Origin of the sequence: Bifidobacterium sp. UTCIF-1, from assembly GCF_006408915.1 — a bacterium.
In the GTDB taxonomy this organism is placed as follows: Bacteria; Actinomycetota; Actinomycetes; order Actinomycetales; family Bifidobacteriaceae; genus Bifidobacterium; species Bifidobacterium reuteri.
Map to the genome: position 1 here is coordinate 74,021 of NZ_JFAG01000009.1, position 15,580 is coordinate 89,600.

Sequence of the window (15,580 nt, forward strand, 5' to 3'; positions counted from 1 at the left end):
TCATGGCACGACGCAAACCGGCGGACAGGCAAGGGCGCAGGATGCGCCGGCGGCGGGAGCGAGGGTATCGCACGGCGAAGGAGCTGATCGGCTACGAGGCGATGCTCTCCAACGGGATCGCGTATCTGGGCGACGACCGGTGGAGCGTGACCGTGCGCATGTCCGACATCAACTATGAGACGGCCACGCGCGAACGGCAGGCGCAGCTCATCAACGCGTGGGCGGAGTTCCTGAACACGTTCGACGGCTCCACGCGGCTGCAGGTCACCTGCGTGACGCGCACGCTCGACGCCCATGACGTGATGTCGATGGTCGGCATGCGATTGGACGGCGGCCAGTTCGACGCGCTGCGCGCGGAATCGAACCGGATCATGCTCGCCAAGCTCGGCGAACGCTCCCACAACGCGGTCACCGACAAATACCTGACGATCACGATCACGGAAGAGGACCCGGAACGCGCGCAGGCCACGCTGAACCGGCTCGTCAAATCATCCGAAAGCCAGCTTTCCACATTGGACGGATGCAAGATCACGCCGCTCGGCCGAGGCGAACGACTGCGCCTGCTGGCCCTGCTGCTGCGTCCGGGCGAACCGTTCCGCTACGACGACAAGCTGGTCGAATCCGGCCGCGCCACGTCGAAGGACTTCGTCACGCCGTGGTGCGTGGACGCGACGGACGCGCGCGTATTGCGACTGTCGAACGCCGCGGGCGACATGCTGCGCTCGACGTTGTGGATACGCGACTTCCCACCGATCATGTCCGACCGGCTGATCGCCGAACTGACCGGCTTGAAGACCGAGGGCACGGTGTCGATTCATCTCGCGCCGTACGATCGCAGCGTCGGCGCGGAACTGGTGGACCGCAAGATCGCCGAAATGGACATGCAACGCCTGGAGGAGCGTCGCAGGAACATGCGCCGGCACATTCCCGCCGACGAGCTGCCCGCCGACCTGCGCGACTCGTTGGAGGAGGCGCATAATCTTCGCGACGAGATGCGCCGGTCGAACGAACGGCTCGTGGAGGCGCTGGCGGCGGTCACGGTTTCGGCTCCCACGCGCCCGCTGCTCGACCAGCGGGTCAAGGACGTGCTCGCCGCCTGCCGCAAGCTTTCCTGCACGGCCGAAACCCTCGCCTGCATGCAGCTCGACGGGTTGAACGCAAGCCTGCCGTTGGGCGTGAACCCGCTGCCGATGCGACGCACGCTGACCACGAGCGGCGCCGCGATCATGATGCCGTTCACGAATCAGGAGATCATGGACGAGCATGGCGTGTTCTACGGTGTCAACGCGCGCAGCGGCAATGCGCTCATGGTCGACCGCACCCGTACCACGATCAACGCGAACGGGTTCATGCTCGGCACCACCGGAAGCGGCAAATCGCAGGCCGCGAAGGCCGAAATGACCGCCTTGTTCCTATCCCGCCCCGACGACGATCTGATTATCGTCGACCCCGAACACGAATACGCGCCCCTGTGCGACGCGCTGCACGGCGCGAGGGTGATCGTCAGCGCCGGTTCAGCCGATCGCATCAACCCGATGGACATCACGCTCGACGCCACGCTGGACGGTGACCCGATCCGCACGAAGGCGAACGCGGTCATCTCCATGATCGGCGCGCTCATCGGCGGCTCCGACGGCTTGGACGCCGCGGAACGCTCCATCGTGGACCGGTGCGCGCTGGGCCTGTACCGCGAATACCGCAACAATCCCGCCCTGCCGCAACCCACCCTGGCCGACCTGCATCGCAGGCTCGCGGCCAGCAACGAGCCGGAGGCGCGGGGGCTGGCGTTGAGCCTCGAATCGTATACGCTCGGCAGCCTGTCGGGTTTCGCCGGGCAGACCACCGTGGACATGTCCAACCGGTTCACCGTGTTCGACGTGGCCGCATTGGAGGGCGAATTGAAGACGTTCGGGATGATGGTCGTGCTCGACCATCTGTGGAACCGGGTCGCCCGCAACCGGAAGACGAACCGACGCACCTGGATCTACGTGGACGAGTTTCACCGCATGTTCTCCAACAGGTACGCGTCCGAACAGTTCCTGGACATGTTCAAACGCGCCCGCAAATGGGGGCTCGGCATGACCGGCATCACGCAGAACATCGAGGAACTGCTCGCCAGCAAGGAGGCGCGGTTCATGCTCGCCAACTCCGCGTTCCTGCTGCTCATGAACCAGACGCCCACCGACGCGGCGCGACTGGCCGACATGTGGCATCTGTCGCCCGAACTGAAGGAACGGTTGGGCTGTGCGCGTCCCGGCGAGGGCCTGCTCAAGGCCGGCGAGGCGTTCATCCCGTTCGACGGGCGCATCCCGACCGATTCCACGCTCTACCGGCTGTACACCACGAAATTCGGGGAGACCTGATGGTCGAGCTCATGGATCCACGGCAGGCCGGCACCGCCGACAAGCTCACCTCATACACCGGCCGTATCCGCGAAGGCGAAGGACTGACGAGCCGACTGCGCTCGACCACGGTCAAACTTGCTGGCGACGCCGCCACGTTCGGCCGCGGCACCATGCAAACCGCGACGGGGACAACGGACGAACATGAGGAAAACGGTACCGATCCGGACGGCGCGATCCTTGACGTCGGGCAAGGGCTGCGTTCCGCCGGCCGACTGGTGCCAAACACCAGTAGGCGCGGCGGGCGACGCAACCGGCGGCCGATGACCGTGGAGGAACCATTGGACGATATCGCCGATGCCAAGCCGGCTGTGGACGTCTTCGCGGAACCGGCAAACGGCGGACAGATCGTGAACGGTCCGGCTCGTCATACGCCCGTCACGTCGTCATCCGGCACGGCTTCGAGCCCCACTGCCACGCTGAGCACTCCGGCCAGCAGCACCCGCAGTGTCGCACGCCGGCTCGCGCAATCCGGAACAGGCGGGATACGCCGTGCAGGGAACACGGCGAACGGAACGGCCGGAGGCATACGTTTCGCGTCGCCATTGTCCAGATTCACGCCCGGCCGCACAGGCCCCGCGACGCGTGGCGCTCGAAATACCGCCAAGGGAGTGGCGAAGGCGGCGGACGGCTTGTCCAACCTCATGCGGGCGGCCGTCGAAGGCTCGCGCAGGATCATGGCATCCGTCGTTTCGGCCGTGACGGGCACAGTCGGCATGCCGGTGTTCCTATTGGCGACGGCCGCGATCATGGTGCTCGCGACGCTCATGGCGCTCCTGTCATGGCTGCCCGGCTTCAACGCCACGCAGCAGGGCTGCACCGGCGGCGACTGTTTCGTCACCGGCAGCGTGATCGGCTCGCTGGAACCGCCATTGGTCATGAACGGCGACGATACGGCCGTGAACGTGGACGCGATGGACCTGCCCGCAATCACCTCGTACGAGCGCTGGCAGTGCACATGGTGGGCCGCGTCCCGACGAGAGCAGATCGGCAAGCCCGTCGACCCGTGGATGGGCGACGGGCGCATGTGGCGCGCCAGTGCCGAACGATTCGGCTATCCGATCGACAAGGCTCCCCGCCCCGGAGACGTCATGGTCTTCCAAGCGGGCACGCTCGGCGCCGACGATTACTACGGGCACGTCGCCATCGTCGAGGAAGTCAACGAAGACGGCGACATCATCATCTCCGAAAGCGGAGCCGCAGCAGCCCGCGTCACCCTGCGCACGCTCACCTCGCAACAGCTCGCGGACAACCGGGCGAACATCGACTTCATCCACTGACCGAACCACATCACGCAAAGGAGCATCCATGAACAATCGAGACCCCAAACGCAATCTGATCATCATCGTCACGGTCGCGCTCATTCCCGTCATCCTGCTCGGCGCGGCATGCCTGCGCACGTTCATGCCCGCACGGCATACGGGCGTCCCGATCATCGTGCGCGACGATCAAAACCGGACGGTCGAACCGAAATCGGATACGACGGTCAACGGGCGGAGGATCGACGTCTACCGCACGGACGAAGCGTGCGTGCTGATGGCGCCACTCGCCGTACAGGCGTACGTTTCCGACCGGGACGACCGCGACCGGAACCTGAGCGACCTGTTCACCGAGGATGCGGAAGGCCTGCAGATACCGGTCGAACGCATACGCCACGACGACGCCGGCTCGCTTGGCAACGGCTACGTGAAGGTCGCCATCAACGACGACGCGGCCGCATGCGTGGTCGAGACCGAGTCCGGCGTGATCTGGGAGGTCTACTACGCGGACTTCGACCGTGACGGTTACAAGGCCAGCAAGATCATCAGCCACGACAGGGAACGTGCCTACGTTCCCGGCACCGACGCCATGTAGCCGGCCGCACGTCACGGAAAGGAACAAGATCATGACCGGTGAGCCGTTCAACCTCGGCCCGTCCAGCTTTCCCGCCATCGCCGACGACGATCCAAGCGCGACCCAAGTCCTCAGTTTGGATGCTCCGCCGCGACGATGCGAAGGCTCCACGGCCAACATCACCCATAATGCAGACGATGCCATGCCTCTGAACCTCGGCCCGGCCGAACTCCACGACCACAATGGCAACGAAGACGAGGACGGGCATGCCGATACCGACGGCGGTCGATTCATGTCACGATTCCCGGGAAACACCGTCAACCCGGCGGTAGCAGGATTGGCCGTCCTGCTGCTGGTCGGCGGCGTAATCGCGGGCGTTCGCGTCATCACCGCGACGAATCATGCCGAGCCGACCATTCAACAGCCAGCGCAGGCGGACGAGGAGCGCAACCAAGCGGAACGCCTGCAGGATGCAATGACGATCGCGAAGGCGCTGCTCGAACGCGTCAAGCGCAGTCCCATCGCCGATCAGATCAACCCCAGCCAGCTCGAACAGGCTATGGAAGATCAGGACATCGAACGTATGGAAGCATTCGCCAAACAGCTGGAAACCTCATACGCTACGGCGCTAGACGACACGACCAGTCAGACGTCCAAGACCCTCGGTGAGGCGATCGGCCGAGCCGACAAGCTGCGCGCGGCACCGGAATCCGACGAACATGCACGGCTCGACCGGCTTGCCGACACATGGCGCGACAAGACCGTCACCGAGGAAAACCTGGCCGATGCCATCGCAGCCGCACGCCAAATCGCCGACCTCGCCGCAACGGTCGACGCGCAGCAGACGAAAGCTGCGGAAGAGGAACGGCAGCGGGAACAACGCGAGCAAGAGGAACGCGAACGGCAGACCGCACAACAGCAGTCCACGCAGCAACAGGCGACGGCACCGACGCAGCCGCAGTACCAGCCGTCCACGCCGCAGCCGGCGCCCTCGTGGAACGTTCCCGGCCAGCAAACAGATCGCCTACCCAACCGGGACGGCAGCCTCTGACGGCAGGCACGGGATCACATGCAAACGCGAACGTAACCCCGCGTCCCAACCCGGCACCAACCGTCACGTTCTATGCCAACGCAAGTGGTTATTCCCGACCCTACGCCAACGCAAGCCAATCAATCCAGACCGTCGGCATATCCCCGATATGCCGACGGCTTGCTCATTTCCAGATTATGACAGTAGGAGGTTGCCCATTGTCCGATTCCGTAGTAGGACCGAGAGTTTTATTTAAGCTGGTAGACTGTCAAGAGCGTTCCTCGTTGAGAAAACGTTGATTTTCCAAGGTTTCTTTATTTAAGGCGGTAGACTCCGATGACTGTTTCCGGCATTGATGGGCTTCGTCAGTTCCTTTCCGGCAGCGAATCTCGTCGTCTTGAGTTCAAGACAGCGTCGAAGCAGTTCGATTCCGACAAGCTTATGAAGTACTGCTGCGCGTTAAGCTGCGAGGGCGGCGGCGAGATGGTGTTCGGCGTCACTGACGGCAAGGAGATCGTGGGAACACAGGCGTTTCCCGATACTGCCAAGACGGAACGTGACATTTACAACCGGCTCGGTATCCGTTGCACATTCGAGACGGTCGATGCTAATGGTTTGCGCGTGCTGATTCTGCATATTCCACGTTCCATTGTCGGCCATCCGACTTCCTTTGACGGACAGTACTGGATGAGAAACGGCGAATCTCTCGAATTCATGAGCCCTGAACGGTTGCGCGAGCTGCTCAACGAGGCCGCTCCGAGCTTTCTGGACGAGAACGAGCCCGGGGCAAGAACGTGGAGCGAAGTGGCTTCACTACTTGCGGTGGAACGCTATTACGAGCTGACCGGAACCAGGCTGCCGAATGAAGAAAGCCAGATCCGAGACTTTCTACGTCTGCATTTCGTGGAACGTGCAGCCTTCGATTCAAGATTGTTCTATATCCGTCGTCTCGGCGCAGTCACGCTAGCCCGTTCCCTTCGTGACTTTCCTGATGTGGAGTATCACACCATCAGGGTGATGCGTCTGCGTGGCTCGTCAATCACAGACATGTCGTTTGACCGAATTTACGACAAAGGGTATGCTCTCGTGTTCTCCGACGTGATCGAACAGATCAATGCCCTGCTACCGACTAGCGAGACCTTTGAGGAAGGGTTACGCAATGAGCATCGGGATTTCCCCGAGGTGGCGATACGTGAGATTGTCGCGAACGCCTGCGTACATCAGGACTTCGACGAACATGGCGGCATCGACGTGACAGTCAGTGATCATCGCATCACCGTCTCCAACCCCGGCCTTCCCGAAATCCCGGTGAACAGGTTCGTGGACGAGGTTTACGAACGCAACGAAAGTCTTGCCGAAGCATTACGCATGATGCACATCTGCGAGAAACGCGGTAGTGGTATCGACCGAGCCTTGGAAAACATTGAAGGGCAGCAGACCGACGCCCCGGAGTTCATCGTCAAGAGCCGCAGCACCACCGTCTCATTAAAGAAAAGCCGATTCAATGACATGGGCATGAAGGAGCGGATCAACGCCGCCTATCTGCACTGCTGTCTACAGGCCGCTAAAAACGAGTACTTGACCAATGCGTCGTTGCGGACCCGTTTCGGATTGCCGCAAGGCAAATCGGCGCTGATCTCTCAACTGATCGCCACAACCGTGGAACAGGGACTCATCTTCCAAGACCCCGCCACCGCCGGCTCCCGTAGAACGGCCCGCTACTTACCGTTCTACTACCGCAATGATTGAGAGTAAGCGAGTCACGGGTTGAAGAATCAACGATCCATTTATTTAATTGATGGGCTTCATCAGAGACCATTCTGGTCAAGTATCGTTGCAATTCCGGGGAAAATTTATTTAAATCATCGACCTTGATCGTGAGAAAGTGCCGCGAAGCAACAGATTCAGCACCGTTCGAGCTGACGCAGCCGTAGATGTGGCATTCGGGGCGGTAAGGTGACATGTTGTAGCGCGCTCTACAACACTGTCGCGGTCGAAAAGGTAAAACTATGGAAGGTGCGATAGGCATGAATCGCAGAGGAATTATTCGGATAGCATCAATTATGAGGCTTCTGCTGTTTTCGTGGGTTAGGTTGTTGGTGTTGGTAGTTGGATGTTGAGGCCGCCGCATCGGAGCATGACGAGGCTGATGAGGTTGGTGACGTGGTGGAAGCCGTAGGCCATGCGGATGGTGACCTTGATCCTGTTGTTGAACGCCTCGAGCCTGGCGTTGGAGCATCCCAGTTCGATCGTGCGCAGGATGTCGGGACGGCGTCTCCTGATCTTCCTCGCCAGTTCGACAATCTCGGGGATGCGGCTGTGGGACGCCCAGAAGATCCAATGCCGGAGCTCGCCTTCGGCCTGGCCGATCGGGTGTTTGAGCAGGGTGCGCAGGAGTTCCTTGAGTTGCCAGGCGCGGTAGAGCTGGCCCTTCGGGTCCGTGTTCCTGATGCCGTCGAGTGTCTCGTTCTGCCTGTCGGTGAGTTGGCCGGGGTTCTTCAGGACGGCGTATTTGACGCCGCGCATGCGTTTGGTCGTCTCCTCGTCGTGCTCGCGGCGTGCTTGGTTCCAGAGGCGTTTTCTGACCTTGTCGAGCGCGCCCGTCATCCAGCTGACGATGTGGAAGCCGTCGAGTACGCGCTGCGCGTTCGGGCAGTGCTCGGCGACGCATGAGTCGATCCAACGCGCCCCGTCGCCGGTGACCACGCGGATGGAGGCGCGCTGTTCGGGTGTGAGGGCCTTGAAGAACAGGTCGAACACGTCTTTGCCGTATCCGTCGTGCGCCCAGATCACCCGATGCCGTTCGTGGTCGACGACCACCGTGATGTACGTGTGGCCCTTCCGGTAGCTGGTCTCGTCCACGCCGATCGCGGTGAGCCCGTCGAACGGCGAGGGCATCCCGGCTTTCAGCCGTTCGGCGACCCTATGGGAGATGTCGCCCGCGGTACGCCATGCGATGTGCAGGAACCCGCTGACCGTCTTCTGATTGGCGACGGTCATCAGCCACGCGCACTCCGACTCGAAATCACGCGTGAACCGACTGCCGGGCTCGGCCCACGGCACCCGGGCGACCACCACGCCGCACTTCGGGCAGTCCACGCGCGGCATCACGGCGACCAGCTCCACCCGCCAGCAGCCGAAGTCCTGATGACGCCAACGGCGTACGCCACCGCCCTGGTCGTAACCGTGGCGTCTCCTGCCGCATCGGGAGCATCTGAGCATGCCCTTGCGCGGGCGCACGCGGATCTCGAGCACGGGCGTGGGACGCAGCGGCGAGTCGACGACGCGCGCGTCCTCGACGACCGTGTTTTTGACGTTGAGGAGCTGGTTGAATATGCTGTTCATCAGGCGCTTTTTGGTTGTTGTTTTTCTTGGTCGTTAAACATCCTACCCAGGAAGCGCTTTTCTCTTACTCCCTCAACGACTCAACAACGAACCCACACCCACGAAAACAGCAATAGCGCCTCAATTATTGCTTTAGCATATGTCTGTGTGACGGGCACGCTGATATTTCAGGTATCTACCGCATATTCACGCTGGGAATCCGATCAGGTCTTCTGGAACTATGCAACCTTGATTTCTGCGGAGGTCGAAAAAACAAACACACGGGACTTCGGATTGTCTGAGTTTGAAAGGCCCAAGTTGCCGGAATATACGGAACCGGATCATAGATACAGTATCTTCCCCTGGGAATTGCTAAGAGAGAAGAACGAGATCATATCAAGCGATAAACTCCTGAAAGAGGAAGCAATATCTCATCTTGAATACACGAACAGTGTTCTCGATGAGCAGAATCACCGAAATCAGTAAAGGGGTACAGCCCAGCAAACAGAAAGTCCTTGGAATCGTTGAGATTCCAAGGACTAAGCTGTGCCCCCTGTGGGATTCGAACCCACAACCCACAACTTAAAAGGATGCTGCTCTAACCGTTGAGCTAAAGGGGCAACAGCACTAAGATACACATCTCCGCCAGACAATCCAAAAATCGGCGTGGCGGGATGGCTATATTGCAGGGCGTGGCCATCCTAGTGCCGGCGTGGAAAAAATTTGCTCACTGCCTGTTTTTGAAGAAGGCGAAGAGTTGGTTGTCGTGTATGGCGGTGATGGTGATGGCGGCCCCGATTTGCGCGGTAATGAGGGCTGTGGTGAGTGCGGGTAGTTGGATGGCTGTCAGGGTGATCGCGTTGGCGTGTCCGCTGGTCCAGCGTGCCGTGGTGTAGGTGATGGCGGTGGCGGCGAGGATTGCCGGCAGGGTCCATGCGAGGGTTTCGAGCGCGTTGGTGGCGAGGATGCCTTGGCGGGGTATTCCCATGTGCAGGTCGTCGGCTATTTCGATGCGTCGTGCGCGTGTGGCCATGATGGCGATGGCGAATGCGGCGATGGGTGTGATGGCGAGCATGAGGCGTGTGGTTCGCTGCCGGTAGCGGGTGTCGAGGTCAGGGTTGGTGCCGAGCATGGTGTTGGCTTGTTTGGTTTGGGTGGCGGGTGCGGCTCCGGGTATGGCGGTCGCGGTGGTGTTGAGCAAGTCTTCGGCGTCGGGGTTGGCGGGGTTGATGGTGGCCCAGCATTCGTCCCATTGCTGGCCGGCGTTGATGGGTGTTGGGGTGATGATCGCGTAGGCGAGTCGTTGGTCACGGCTGTCGTCGGTCCAAGGGAAGACCGCGCTGATGTGCATGACGCCCTGGGTCGTGGGCAGGTCGTCTCCTTCTCGCGCGTGGAGGGTGGCGGCGAGTTGACTGGAGATCCATACGCCGGGTTGGGTTTGCTCTCTTGCTCCGACGCCGAGCACGTTAGCGAGTCCCGGCGTGGCCTGCCATGCGTCCAGTGGGGCCGCGGGCATGGCGGTCAGGGTGATTTCCCCGTTGCTTTTGAGCGCGCCGGCCGCTTGGATGGGGTTCGTGGTGGTGTCGCCTGTGGTGCCGGTGGTTTGGGTGAGGTTTGCGCATGTGGTGGGGTCGATCTGTTTGCTGCCGGAGATGATGTGGATGGCGGCGGCGCTGGTGGCCCATTGTCGGGATTCGTGTTGGAGGGAGGTGATGGCGGTCAGGTCGAATACGGCGGTTCCTGCTGCGATGAGGGTGAGGATGCCGGCGCAGGCGAGGGCGCGTGTGGTGCCGGTGGCGATGTTGCGCCATGCTTCGGACAGGATGGCGGTTGGTTTCATCGTGTGTCGTCCTTGGTGTCGATGTTGGGGTTCGGGTTGTGCCACGCGAGGTCGATGACGCGGGTGCACGCGGCCCGGGTGTTGGGGTCGTGGGTGGCGATGACGACGATCGCGTCGCCTTGCGCGAGTCCGGTGAGGGTGGAGTCGATGTCGTTGGCGGTGCGCTGGTCGAGTTGGGCGGTGGGTTCGTCCACGAGGAGGAGGTCGGGTTTGCTGGCGATGGCGCGGGCGAGCATGAGGCGTTGGGCTTCGCCTCCGGATAGTTCACGGAACTCGCGTGCGGCGACTTTGGTCAGGTGGAACGTGCTCATGATGGCGATGGCTTCGTCTTCGGCTTGCGTGCGGTCGATGCCTTGGCCGAGGAGCGGTTGGACGACGTGGTCGATGGCGGTGCGCCGTGGCATGCCGTGGGGGTTCTGGAACACCCAGCGCACGCGGTTGACCCGGCTGCGTCGGATGGTTCCTTCGGCGGGCGGCTCGAAGCCGGCGATGATGGACAGGAGGGTGGATTTGCCGGAGCCGGACGGCCCGCACAGGCCGACGGCTTCGCCGGTCGTGAGGGTGAAGTCAAGGTCGCGGAACAGCCAGGGGCCGTCCGCGAACCGGTGGCCCACGTGTTCTCCCGTGACCGACGGTATTCCGCCGGCCGCGGGCCGCGCGGAGTCGATTGGCCGTGCCGGCACGGGGTCCGCGACCGTTTCGAGGGGCAGGATGCTGGTGCTCATGCGCGTCCTCCTTGTGTCAGTGCTGCGTTGCGGCGGGGCATTGGATGTCGTCGAGTTTGTGGCCGAGGGCGACTTTGCCGATTGTCGCGTCGGATTGTTCGGGTTGGATGAGCGTGGCACCGAGGGCGGAGCCGATGACGGTGACGGGGATGGCCTGTTTGCCGTCGGGCGAGACGCAGGCGCGGGTGCCGTTCTGGCCGGTGATGGCGGAGGGCGGGACCTTGATCGCGTCGATGGGTTGTTCGAGCGCGAGGGTGGCGGTGGGTTTCTTGCCGCCTTGGTCGGCGAGGGTGGTCTTGTAGCCGTCGCTGGCCTGTACCTGGTCGAGGAATTTCTGGTCGCTGATCCTGCCGTCGGTCTTGTCGAGGCTGGTCTTGACGCCGAAGAGTGTGAACGTGCGTTTGCCTTCTCTCAGGTTCGCCGGCGTGGGGAAGGTGATGGCCGTCAGCTGGCCGCCGGTCTTCATGATTTCGGCACCGTCCGTCAGGCTGGTGTTCAGTCCGGCCGTGCATTGGGTTGGCGTGGCGGTGGTCTGGGGCAGCCATGCCACGTCGGTTGGTCCGATCCTGCCGTCGGGGTTGCGGTCGCCGGCCTGCGAGAGCAGCTGGTTGACGCCGTCCTTGGTGCGCCACCCGTAGGTGCCGTTGCCTTCGGCGTTGTAGCCGAGGCGGGCGAGTTCCTGTTGCAGGGCGAGCACGTCGGGCCCGGTGTCGCCGGTGCCGATCTCGCGGTAGAGGGGCGTGTCGGTGTGCAGGGCGATGACGGGTTTGCCGTCCACGGACAGCAGTCGTTTGCCGGATTCGACCGCTTGGCCGGGCGTGCACAGGGTTTCGCTGACGGTGCCGGCGGCGCGCGAGGTGATTGATTGTTCCGCGCTGGTCTCGAACGAGGCCTCGACGGTCCGTTCGTCGTCGAACTGCTGGCGGCTGGCCGTGACGGTGTCGGGGCTCGTGGCCGCGGACAGTCCGTCGGGTGTGGGCGTGGGGATGACGAGCGCGGTGACGAGCACGCCCGCGGACAGCATGCCCAGCCCGGTCAGGATCAGCGGGGTCAGGATTCGTGTTTTCATGTGGTCGTTTCCTTTCGTCGGATGCTTGTTCGTCAGCCGATGTTGACGGCGAGGCCTGCTCCGGTGAAGCATGACTGGGCGGTGTCCGACGAGGCGTCGAACGGCAGTCCCTTGGATGCTCCGTCCCCGTTCAACGCGTTTTCGAGTTTGCGTCCGGTGTAGGAGTCATCGACGAGGCTGCTTTTCTTCAGGCATTCCACGGCGGTCTCGTACGGGTCGGCCAGAAGACCCGGGTTGCCCTGCTGGAGCTGGTAGAGGGATTCGATGATCTTGCTGGTGCCCTCGGAGCAGGTGTTGGATGCCTCCATGTACTTGTTCACTTCGGCGTCGGTCGATGGCACTGGCGTCACGCCGGTGGTCTGGTAGAGTCCGTTGGACAGTTTGCGGGTCTGTTCCTGCCACCCGTTCTCGGCCATGCACGCGGCCTGTTTGTCGTGCGCGGTCTCGTAGTCCTCGGCGCTGATCTTGCCGGTCTTCTTGGCCCGTTGGAGCACGTCGCGCTCGAACTGGCTGAGTGTGTCCTTGGCGAGGTACTGGTCGAACAGGGCGCTCATGCTCGGCGCGATTCTGGTGCCGGATGTCTGCGCGTCGTCGGCCGTGTCCCGGCTCCAGGGCGTCGAGCATGCCGTCAGCGAGACGAGCAGTCCCATGCAGGACAGCAGCGCGGCGGCCCTGCGCAGCGTTTCTTGGCGGAGGATGGATGATGTGCTGGTGGTCATGGTGGTTTCCCCTTCCATCGGCTGGTGCCGGTCTGTTTACTTGGTGTTGAAGTCGGGATCGTGGTAGTCGGGCACCTTGGCCTGGCATTCCTTGATGGCCTTGTCCCGGTCACCGTCCGTGGACCCCGAGGACACCGAGCCGGAGCCGTCGCCGGTCCATTGGAGCACGACCCAGTTGCCGTCCATGATCTGCGCGGGCACGCCGGCCGCCGTGAGACAGTCGCGGTATCGTTCGGCAGCCTGTTTCGAGGCCGGGTTCGATCCCTGCGGCGCGTCGCCGCCCTGGCTGTCGGTCTTCGGCGCCGCGTCCTGCGACGTCGTCGCGGAGGGCGCGCCGGATGATTGCGTCGGCTGCTGTTGGCCGCACGCCGACAATGGCGCGGCCAGCATGGCGGCCAGCGCCGCGGCCGCCGCCAGTCTGAATACGGATGTGGTTCGCATGTGTTCCTCCCTTGCATGGGTTCGCCGCTGCCGGGGCGATGCTTTGGCCCGGCGGCTGCCGGACGATGCCCATTACAGCCGGCTCTCCGTGTGCGATGGGTGCGTGTCGCGCTCACCTAACGCACACCCACACCGGGCACAATGGAGAGCACGAAGGCAATCGCATGGAGACCATGCGAGGAATCGGAGGCAATAAGAATGGCGAGGATCCTGATCGTCGAGGACGACGCCGACTTGTCGGCAGTGCTGGACGACTGTCTCAGGCACGAGGGATACGCGACCGGACTGGCAGGCACCGGCGTCGAGGCGCTGGACCTGCTCTCACGGGGAGAATACGACGTGATGCTCCTCGACCGCGACCTGCCCGTGCTCTCCGGAGACGAGGTCATGCGCACCGTGGACAGGCTGCGCATCCCCGTGCGCACGCTCATGCTCACCGCGGCCGGCAGCATCGAGGACCGCGTGCACGGCCTCGACCTCGGGGCCGACGACTACCTGCCCAAACCGTTCGCCTACCCCGAACTCCTCGCCCGCATCCGCGCGCTCCTGCGCCGAGGCGACGCCGACGACGCGCCCACCGTAATCTCACGGGGACGTCTGTCGGTGGACACCGTCAGACGGCTCGCCTACGCGGACGGCCGGCCCCTCGACCTCGCACCCCGCGAATACTCGCTTCTGGAGGAACTGCTGCGCGCCGACGGCGGGTGGATCAACACCCGCGCCCTCCTCGAATCCCTGTGGCCGTCCGAGGCGCACGACCAGCCCGACCTCGTCAAGACCGCCGTCTACTCGCTACGGCGCAGGCTGCCCGACCCCTCGCTCATCGCCTCGTCGCGCGGAGAGGGATACCGTATACCATGACCGACACCGACACGACAAACCAGCCGGCCGGGCACGCCGCGCACCCGCGCAAACCCGTCAGCTTCCGCATCCGCCTCGCCGTCACCGTCGGACTGCTCCTGCTCGGCATGCTCCTCGCCGTGATCCTCGTGCAGAACATCTCGCTCGACTGGGCGTTCCAGCATCAGGTGGACACCATCGCCACCGGCAGCAACCAGAACACCATCACGACGGAACCGGCAACACCCCAGGACGGGGTTCCCGGCACGGCCGACTCATGCAACGCGGACCCCTGCGACGTGACCGGCACCATTCCGACCCCGAACGCCGGACAGGGCGGCACGGAGGGCGTGGTGCTCACCGTCAGGGACGGCGTCGTGCAATGGATGCGCTACGGATCGCTCGCCGTGTTCGCCGTATCCGCGCTCCTGGCCGTGCTCCTCGTCTGGAACCTGTCGGGCAAACTCACCGCACACCTCGACTCCATCAGCCGCCAGGCCGGCCAACTCGACCCCGACCATCCTGCCGGGCGCATCAGCCTCGATCATCCCGACGCCGAGACCGCCAGCCTCGCCGACGCGCTCAACACGATGCTCGACCGCATCGAGCAATCCAACGAACTGCAACGATCGTTCATCCGCAACGCCAGCCACGAACTGAAAACACCGATCACGACCATCGGCACCAGCCTCGAAGCGCTCATGGCCCAGGACCGGTTCCCCGAGGACGTCAGACCAGCCATCCGCCACGCCATCGAAGCGAACCGCAAAAGCGGCGAACTCATCAACAGCCTGCTCGAACTCTCCCGCATCCAGACCGTGCCCGACACCAGCACGGAAGCCGTGGACCCTGCCCGCATCGTACGCGACACGCTCGAAACCCACCGCGAACAGGCGCAGGCACGTCACCTGCGCATCGACGCCGACGGACTCGCCGCATACCACGGCCCCTTCATCGAGACGAACCCGCGCTACCTCTCGCTCGCCGTGGACAACCTGATACGCAACGCCATCATCCACAACACCGACCACGGCACCATCGCCTGCACCATCCACGACGACAAGCAGCACGTCACCATCAGCATCACCAACACCACAAGACAGCCGGACCACCCCGAAGCCACGGCCGACCTCATCCAACCATTCCATCGAGGAGACGCAACCCGCATGGCCAACCAACCCGGCCACGGCCTCGGACTATCCATCACCAAAGCCTGCACAGACGCCATCGGCGCCAGCCTCAACATCAGCCGTCCCACAGCCGACATGTTCCGGGCGGAAATCAGCCTTCCGATCATCAACAGAGATCCAGACAGTATTCCTCCAATCCAGTAGTTTTTCTGTATTTATGTATGTAA

At 63.0% G+C, this 15,580-nt stretch carries 13 protein-coding genes and 1 tRNA gene; 7 read left to right on the forward strand and 7 right to left on the reverse strand.

Annotation, left to right across the window (positions count from 1 at the left end):
- Positions 1 to 2: 2 nt before the first annotated feature.
- The 5 genes from BW09_RS05265 to BW09_RS05285 all read left to right on the forward strand — a co-directional run bounded on the left by BW09_RS05265 (position 3) and on the right by BW09_RS05285 (position 7,014).
- A complete protein-coding gene (locus tag BW09_RS05265; protein WP_140463212.1) occupies positions 3 to 2,363 on the forward strand; it encodes a VirB4-like conjugal transfer ATPase, CD1110 family in 2,361 nt (786 codons plus the stop codon).
- Complete coding sequence (locus tag BW09_RS05270; RefSeq protein ID WP_140463210.1) at positions 2,363 to 3,682, forward strand: CHAP domain-containing protein; 1,320 nt, start codon at positions 2,363 to 2,365, stop codon at positions 3,680 to 3,682. The genes BW09_RS05265 and BW09_RS05270 overlap by 1 nt, the downstream gene beginning before the upstream one ends.
- A 28-nt stretch (positions 3,683 to 3,710) precedes the next feature.
- On the forward strand, positions 3,711 to 4,256 hold the full coding sequence (locus tag BW09_RS05275; protein ID WP_140463208.1) for a hypothetical protein: 546 nt from the start codon (positions 3,711 to 3,713) through the stop codon (positions 4,254 to 4,256).
- A 31-nt stretch (positions 4,257 to 4,287) separates the two neighbouring features.
- Positions 4,288 to 5,286, forward strand: coding sequence for a hypothetical protein (locus BW09_RS05280; RefSeq protein WP_140463206.1), 999 nt, complete (start codon positions 4,288 to 4,290; stop codon positions 5,284 to 5,286).
- Between the two features lie 315 nt (positions 5,287 to 5,601).
- Positions 5,602 to 7,014, forward strand: a complete 1,413-nt coding sequence (locus tag BW09_RS05285; protein ID WP_140463204.1) for an ATP-binding protein — start codon at positions 5,602 to 5,604, stop codon at positions 7,012 to 7,014.
- Between the two features lie 339 nt (positions 7,015 to 7,353).
- Here the strand turns inward: BW09_RS05285 and BW09_RS05290 are convergent, their stop codons facing one another.
- The 7 genes from BW09_RS05290 to BW09_RS05320 all read right to left on the reverse strand — a co-directional run bounded on the left by BW09_RS05290 (position 7,354) and on the right by BW09_RS05320 (position 13,383).
- Positions 7,354 to 8,610, reverse strand: coding sequence for an ISL3 family transposase (locus tag BW09_RS05290; protein WP_219846841.1), 1,257 nt, complete (start codon positions 8,608 to 8,610; stop codon positions 7,354 to 7,356).
- Between the two features lie 526 nt (positions 8,611 to 9,136).
- Positions 9,137 to 9,209, reverse strand: a tRNA-Lys gene (locus BW09_RS05295).
- Positions 9,210 to 9,316: 107 nt separating this feature from the next.
- Complete coding sequence (locus BW09_RS05300; protein WP_140463638.1) at positions 9,317 to 10,429, reverse strand: hypothetical protein; 1,113 nt, start codon at positions 10,427 to 10,429, stop codon at positions 9,317 to 9,319.
- Entirely contained in the window at positions 10,426 to 11,154 is a 729-nt protein-coding gene (locus BW09_RS05305; RefSeq protein WP_140463636.1) for an ATP-binding cassette domain-containing protein, read from the reverse strand. The genes BW09_RS05300 and BW09_RS05305 overlap by 4 nt, the downstream gene beginning before the upstream one ends.
- Before the next feature lie 16 nt (positions 11,155 to 11,170).
- Positions 11,171 to 12,223 carry a peptidoglycan-binding protein gene (locus BW09_RS05310; RefSeq protein ID WP_140463634.1) on the reverse strand — a complete coding sequence of 351 codons (1,053 nt, stop codon included), beginning with the start codon at positions 12,221 to 12,223 and terminating at the stop codon, positions 11,171 to 11,173.
- 32 nt (positions 12,224 to 12,255) lie between these two features.
- Positions 12,256 to 12,942: a hypothetical protein gene (locus BW09_RS05315; RefSeq protein WP_140463632.1), complete on the reverse strand. Its 687-nt coding sequence runs from the start codon at positions 12,940 to 12,942 to the stop codon at positions 12,256 to 12,258.
- 36 nt (positions 12,943 to 12,978) lie between these two features.
- Positions 12,979 to 13,383 (reverse strand): hypothetical protein, encoded by a 405-nt coding sequence (locus BW09_RS05320; RefSeq protein WP_140463630.1) that lies wholly within the window; start codon positions 13,381 to 13,383, stop codon positions 12,979 to 12,981.
- A 198-nt stretch (positions 13,384 to 13,581) separates the two neighbouring features.
- Between BW09_RS05320 and BW09_RS05325 the strand changes: the two genes are divergently transcribed.
- Together BW09_RS05325 and BW09_RS05330 are read left to right on the forward strand one after the other, a co-directional pair.
- Positions 13,582 to 14,244 carry a response regulator transcription factor gene (locus tag BW09_RS05325; protein ID WP_107043669.1) on the forward strand — a complete coding sequence of 221 codons (663 nt, stop codon included), beginning with the start codon at positions 13,582 to 13,584 and terminating at the stop codon, positions 14,242 to 14,244.
- Positions 14,241 to 15,557: a HAMP domain-containing sensor histidine kinase gene (locus BW09_RS05330; protein WP_140463628.1), complete on the forward strand. Its 1,317-nt coding sequence runs from the start codon at positions 14,241 to 14,243 to the stop codon at positions 15,555 to 15,557. The genes BW09_RS05325 and BW09_RS05330 overlap by 4 nt, the downstream gene beginning before the upstream one ends.
- Positions 15,558 to 15,580 lie beyond the last annotated feature (23 nt).